Raw genomic sequence first — 6161 nt, 5'->3', positions numbered from 1 at the left:
CCGTCCTTATGTTGGCATTATATTTATGTTGGCATCATAATTAAAGTCCATAATTAACAGTACTTTTACCTTTTTTGATGCCAACATAAAATATATTACTGTAAAGATTTTAAGAAAGTAATAATAGACTGATCCGTTATTGGTTTTACTTTCAAGTCTGGATTATTCAAATTACAAGATTCTATAGCTTTTGCTTTCATCTTTAAGTTTGTCTCAGCATAGATGTTTGTGGTATTTATAGAAACATGCCCTAGCCATGAACGAATTGTATTAATATCTACACCAGATTCCAACAAATGAGTTGCCGTTGAGTGTCTTATTGTATGTGGACTGACATTCTTTTTAGCTATGCTAGGCATTAATTCAGCCGCTTTTGCTGCATATTTGGTTACTAGTTCATATATTCCAAACCTTGTGATTGGATTACCATATTTATTAAGGAATACAGCATCATCCTTGGATCTATGTAGAAAAGGTTCAATAAGTTTCACTGTCGTATCCCATAGTGGACATGGTCTTGTTTTATTCCCTTTTCCACGAACATATACAACCGAAACTGTGTTTGGAGAACCGATATGTATATCTGAGATTTTAACATTAACAACCTCAGATGCTCTGGTTCCTGTATTATACATAAACATTAAAAGTACATAGTCTCTCATCCCTTGCTTCGTAGTTTTATCAGGTGCATTTAACAATACCTGCATTTCTTCTTTCTCAAGATAATGGATTTTAGGTTGTGCAGCACCTTCAAAGGTTTTAATATTTTCCTTTTTATTCGGTATATATTTCAACCTTGAATACCATAATAGATATTGGGGCTCAACTGACGATACGTACTTAGCAAAGCTACGTATAGCGGCTAATCTTAGATTTCTAGTTGTAACAGAACACTTTTGGACTACTTCTATACTATTTAAAAAATCGGATATAATGTTTAATGTCAAGTCTTCTATTTTAAGCTTAGAGACAACAAGTCCCTTTGATTTTATAAAACTCAATAATTGACAGAAACAATAGCTATAGCTTTTGATTGTATTCTGGGATCCATTTTTAATAATAGGAAGATAGTCTGCCAGATAAAGTTTTAACCAATACCCAACTAATAATTTTTCATCAGATTTATTCATAATCAAGATTCTACATAAGTTTTAAAACGGATATTTGCTTTGTCTAATAGTTCGTGAGTCATTGAAAGATATATTGATGTATCTTCTAAATGACTATGTCCTAGGTAAGTAGATAATACAGGTAATAAAGTTTGGACATCCGCCCCTTCTTTATACCATTTTACTAATCTGTGAGTGGCGAAACTGTGCCTGAGATCATGGAGACGCACATTTTTACCATCTTTACGAACAATATTTGCTTTAGTACAAATAAGACGGAATGCTTGTTGTAATTCATGTTGAGGTACTCCATTCCCTCTTTTATCAAGGAATAAATGATTGTTGACAAAATGATTTTCTTTTACTATACTCTTTCGCCAGTCAAGATATAATTTTAGCATTTTCATAACTGGAGCGTTTGCTGTAACCAGTCTACTCTTATGGAATTTCGTTTCATTGATATATAACAAATCATTATTTAGATCTATATCTTCAACTAATAGTCGTGTCGTTTCACCAGAACGCAAACCAAGACAGTAAGTTAATTTCAACATTGTTTGTATGACATACGGATATTCAATATTATATCGTTGTCGGTAACAAAGTGCAGTAGCAAAAATTTTATTCAATTCATCCGTACTATATATATACGGTGTAAAATCATGTCTGATTGTAGGACGGATTTTGGGTAACGGGATAGAATGTATAAACTTTCTGGAAAATGCCCACACGAAGAAGCGTTCAAGCTTGCAGAATTGATAATCCCAATACCGAGTATAATTATTATTTTTACGTCCTTTACAGTTTAAGAAGTTCTGGCAGTCTGTTTCTTTAATCTCATCAAGTTCAACAATAGGATTTATATATCTCTCAAAACGCAATAATAAATATCTTACATCTCTAATCTTTTCTCCCAAACTTTCCTTATAGGAAAGATAGAGATGAATGGCTTCTTTTATATTCATAACATGACCTCCCATTCTATTTGTGAGACTTTGCGCAGATTAGTAATATCTATTTTTGAATAGATTCTGGTTGTATCTTGTAATCGATGACCCAGGATGTCCCCGATTTCTTTTAAAGAAACACCATTGTTGATTAGATTGGAAGCACACGCATGGCGCAAAGAATGTCCACCAATGTGTTTTATGTTGATTGGTATTTTAAGTCCTTTGTATGCATCCGAAACAATCTTATAAATGCATGATCTTGTTAAAGACTTATATGGCATGAATGTAGTCATAAAAACCTCCTCAACTTTTCTTTTATTGTCCCTTCCATTTACGATATAATCAATTAAAAGATTGTAGACATACGGTGATAATGGTAAGCTTTGCACATGCCCATTTTTTACATGATAGAAACATAGCTGTCTTTTATCCCAATCTATGTCTCTCAATTTAAGTCTTGTGACCTCACTCGTTCTTAAGCCATAAATTGAAAGTAGGGCTAATATCGCGGTATTACGTTTGCCTACTATTGTAGAGGTATCATAAAAGGACAACAATTTCTCTACAATATCCCAAGAAGGTGCAGAGGGCAATGTTGATAAACTGTACTCTTTAGGATGGCGTATTCCTTCTACACAAATATCACAGATTCCTTTGAAGTTTAAGAATTTTACGTACTCTCTGATATTTGTTGTAAGGAGAGAAAGAGTTCGTTTGCAACATCCTGCGTTGTGTCTATACTGTATATATTCGTCAATCACAGAAATATTTAAATGAGCCAAGTCTGTTTTATCCTGAATAAAGAAAGAGAAATCATTTATCCTTGAATGTCTTCCTTTTAATGTAATATCAGAAAGTCCTTTCATTGATTTAGACCAATTAATATATTCAATAATTAAATCATTATCACGTGGGAGTTGCTCTTGAGAACGTTCAAGTATACCAATAAAACTTAGCCATTTTATTGAAACCGCTTTAAAGGTTTTCATCCATTTAAGACTGTTATACGCAGCTAACCTAATAATTGTCTTGTCTAAGACATGTTGGTGTATTATCTTTTTTTCACTTATTCCTAATTCATCTATAATATGGAGTTGCATTTCTGCATGTTCCCGAAGTCTATTAAATGACATTCCAAGTGACTGCATATAATTTAAATAAGACAGTCTTTCGTGATACATGGGATAGGTAATATACCTAATGCGATAATGGCATATTGTGCTAAAATGATTGAATAGTAAATTATGATCACAATACCTCAGGTCGAGACGCCCTATTTCATTTAACCAATTGATGGTTGTACTGATGAAGAATTTGATTTGCTTCTGATTCCTGAAAAGAGAACTTTTTTCTAAGATCTCATCCAGAGTGATAATAGACTTATCTTTATCCTTAAGAGATAAGATATTTACAGTTTCTAGTAAAAGAGATGCAAGAATTTGCAATTCTCTTGTTTGGCATCCTTCCGATTGCTTCCTAACGAGAAAATCTTCTCTTTCCTTTAATAGAGGAACACCTCTATGCTTAAGGAGATTTGATTCACTTTTAAATAATAATTCCAGCATATTGTTTGTGGTTCCATTTGAGGTCCCATAAAAATATGCGTAATTTTATGTAGTGAAAAAAAATTTCTTATAGATTGATTTACAATATTTTATTCTATTATGCCAACATAAATATAATGCCAACATAAGGTAGGTTATGTTGTACACTACATAACCGTCCCAGAGTTATCGGCCGGATGGCATTTTCGGCCAGATTATTATCCCAAAGCAGGCGTCCGTCCTCCAGGCATCTCATCATGTTGTCCCATCGGGTATAGGCATACGTGATGGCTTTTCCGGCCTGGGAGTTGGGACTGTACTTGATGCCTTCCGTTTCCATCCATACCTTCATGGCATCCATGACAGGTCCGGCCAGTTCCCGGCGCTTTGCCTTTCGTTCATCGTACGACAAGCCGGCCTTATCGCAGCAATGCTCAATCCTGTATATATGCTGTATCTGGGTCAGTCCATGTTCGGCCATCTCCCTGTTTTCATCAAGTGCCTGTTCAAAATGCCGGCGGATATGTACCAGACAATTGAGCAGCCGCACGTCGGGATTGGTCTTGAAGGCTGTTTCATAGCCTGCAAAACCGTCGCATTGAAGATAACCCTTGAAGTGATATTGATTTGTCAGGGATTCGATGACCGCTCCGGCCCGCGATCCTTCATCGTAATGGAAGATGACCAGTTTCTCCATGACCGACCTTACCATCCAGAGATATTCCTTGTCGGCCCTGTGCTTTTCCCGGTTGATGACCGGAACGGTAGTCTCGTCCGCCTGTACATAGTCATAGGAGAAGACTTCCCGTTTGAGTTCTTCATACAGAGGTTTAAGCAGTTCCACAGTTTTCTTGAACCATCCGTCCAACGTACTTTCGGTCAGGCCTTTCATTCCAAGATGGCGGTACTGTTGTATCTGACGGTAGAACGGGACATGATATTCATATTTCTGAAGCAGTATCTCGGCAAGCAGACTGGTGTCAGCGATACATTTGTCAACGGGCATCAGCGGCATGGGAGCTATCTCTACGCCTTTCTGTCCAGCCGGAGGAAGCAGGGTGCTGTCCCTGAGCGCATATTTGGGACGGATGATTACCTTGACATAAAGCATACCCGGTTTGTGTTTGACGATTTTGGTTACCTCTTCGCCAATTTTACGGTACAAGGACAGGTCCACACCGGCCGGTTCTATAACTTCGGTTTCGAGTACGGGCAGCTCCTCCAGCATTTTGCGGTTCTGACGCTTCTGCTTCCGGATTTCTGTAGATTCCTTTTCAATCTTCTCCACAGCCTCGTCCCGTTTTTCTTCCGCCTGTTGCCGGAGTCCGGCAAACTCATCAGCAAACAGGTCGGGTATATTGGGGTCATATATGCGGAGCTTCTCCGATTTACGCCCAAAGAGCTGACGGTTCAGCCATGCGACCTGAGCCGTCAGCTCTTTGATACGTTCCTGCAGATTCCTAATCTGTTCCGCCTGATTTTTATTGGTGGCAGACAATGAAGCTATAGAGGCATTCAGCCCTTCTATCGTCTTGAGTAATATTGCCTTTTCTTCCATTGTCCGTACCTTATTTATTGATGTAAATATACTAAATAATAGCGAATTATGCAACAATATCCGTACTTTTATTCACACTGGAAAGCATGTCATACATGGTATTCCTTACGTTCGGCTCTCAGCCGTCGGAGCCTCTGTTCCGGATTCTCCTGTATACCTTCAACCATCATCACCAGGTCACGCCACTCCATGGGATAGCTGTCCGATTCCGGATCATACTCCGGCAGTTTGAAGCGACCGGCCTCCAGGCGTTTTACATACATCACCATGCCTCCGTCTTCGGCATGAAGCAGTTTCATGAGCCTGCGGCTGGAGCCGATGAAGATGAAGACATCACCGTTCTTCACTTCACTCTTCATTTTCTCATGTACCACTCCGCACAGCGAACTGATACCTTTACGCATATCTGTCCTGCCTGGACACAGGAAGTAGCGCATCGTGTCGTTCAGGTTAAACATGGCCGCCTCGAAGACTTTGGGTCAATACTTCCATCAATATCTCTTCGGAACCGCTCCCGAAGTGGGCACGAAGGCCATTGGGAAACAGCAGTGCCACACCATGCGGAAATTGTTCTTCTTGGGAAGACTCCGTAACTGCCTGTTTAAAACTGATGGGAGCCAACTCTTGTTTGATACTGTTCCTCTCAACGGAACATTTTTTACGCCAGTAGTGATAGGTCGAATAACTTACACCTATCTGTTGAAGGTACGACTTCAACGGCAGGTTGCTTTGTTGCACCTGCAATGCTAATTCTTCAAATTCTTGTCTGTTCATAATAATTGAGGTTTGATTGTATTCGCTACCGCAAAGCTACAACCAAACCTCAAACTATAAAAGGTGCATTTGTTCGAATGCTTACAAATAATCCCTTTGACATAAAGATTATTATATTACTCGTTGGCGGAATTAAATTAGCGCATATTTAACTCTACCAATGGGTTTCTCATTTTTATAGTTAATATATTGCAGGATTGTAAGTGCGCTAATCTTCCCGACAATT

At 38.4% G+C, this 6161-nt stretch carries 5 protein-coding genes and 1 pseudogene; all 6 read right to left on the bottom strand.

What is annotated here, in order from left to right; translation table 11 throughout:
- Positions 1-95: 95 nt before the first annotated feature.
- The 6 genes and pseudogenes from H6A27_RS13715 to tnpA all read right to left on the bottom strand — a co-directional run bounded on the left by H6A27_RS13715 (position 96) and on the right by tnpA (position 5935).
- Positions 96-1130, bottom strand: a complete 1035-nt coding sequence (locus tag H6A27_RS13715; protein ID WP_022232157.1) for a site-specific integrase — start codon at positions 1128-1130, stop codon at positions 96-98.
- Between the two features lie 2 nt (positions 1131-1132).
- Positions 1133-2074 carry a tyrosine-type recombinase/integrase gene (locus H6A27_RS13710; protein ID WP_162608582.1) on the bottom strand — a complete coding sequence of 314 codons (942 nt, stop codon included), beginning with the start codon at positions 2072-2074 and terminating at the stop codon, positions 1133-1135.
- Complete coding sequence (locus H6A27_RS13705) at positions 2071-3624, bottom strand: tyrosine-type recombinase/integrase (RefSeq protein WP_204463084.1); 1554 nt, start codon at positions 3622-3624, stop codon at positions 2071-2073. Before H6A27_RS13705 ends, H6A27_RS13710 begins: the two co-directional genes overlap by 4 nt.
- Positions 3625-3778: 154 nt before the next feature.
- Positions 3779-5161, bottom strand: a pseudogene (gene tnpC, locus H6A27_RS13700) (IS66 family transposase); the annotation flags it as partial.
- 89 nt (positions 5162-5250) lie between these two features.
- The gene (tnpB, locus tag H6A27_RS13695) at positions 5251-5619 is read right to left on the bottom strand and encodes an IS66 family insertion sequence element accessory protein TnpB (RefSeq protein WP_204509088.1); all 369 of its coding nucleotides are present in this window, start codon (positions 5617-5619) and stop codon (positions 5251-5253) included.
- Positions 5612-5935 (bottom strand): IS66 family insertion sequence element accessory protein TnpA, encoded by a 324-nt coding sequence (tnpA, locus tag H6A27_RS13690; protein ID WP_204509087.1) that lies wholly within the window; start codon positions 5933-5935, stop codon positions 5612-5614. The genes tnpB and tnpA overlap by 8 nt, the downstream gene beginning before the upstream one ends.
- Between the last annotated feature and the right edge of the window lie 226 nt (positions 5936-6161).

Origin of the sequence: Bacteroides caecigallinarum (assembly GCF_016902295.1) — a bacterium.
GTDB classification, from domain to species: domain Bacteria; phylum Bacteroidota; class Bacteroidia; order Bacteroidales; family Bacteroidaceae; genus Phocaeicola; species Phocaeicola caecigallinarum_A.
Note: the sequence above shows the minus strand (reverse complement) of the source record. Positions and strands in the feature narration are given on the sequence as shown.

Excerpts from the sequence above, each read along its gene's own strand:
- H6A27_RS13715 (WP_022232157.1), bottom strand. The coding sequence starts at position 1,130 with ATGAATAAATCTGATGAAAAATTATTAGTTGGGTATTGGTTAAAACTT.
- H6A27_RS13710 (WP_162608582.1), bottom strand. The coding sequence starts at position 2,074 with ATGAATATAAAAGAAGCCATTCATCTCTATCTTTCCTATAAGGAAAGT.
- H6A27_RS13705 (WP_204463084.1), bottom strand. The coding sequence starts at position 3,624 with ATGCTGGAATTATTATTTAAAAGTGAATCAAATCTCCTTAAGCATAGA.
- tnpB (WP_204509088.1), bottom strand. The coding sequence starts at position 5,619 with ATGTTTAACCTGAACGACACGATGCGCTACTTCCTGTGTCCAGGCAGG.
- tnpA (WP_204509087.1), bottom strand. The coding sequence starts at position 5,935 with ATGAACAGACAAGAATTTGAAGAATTAGCATTGCAGGTGCAACAAAGC.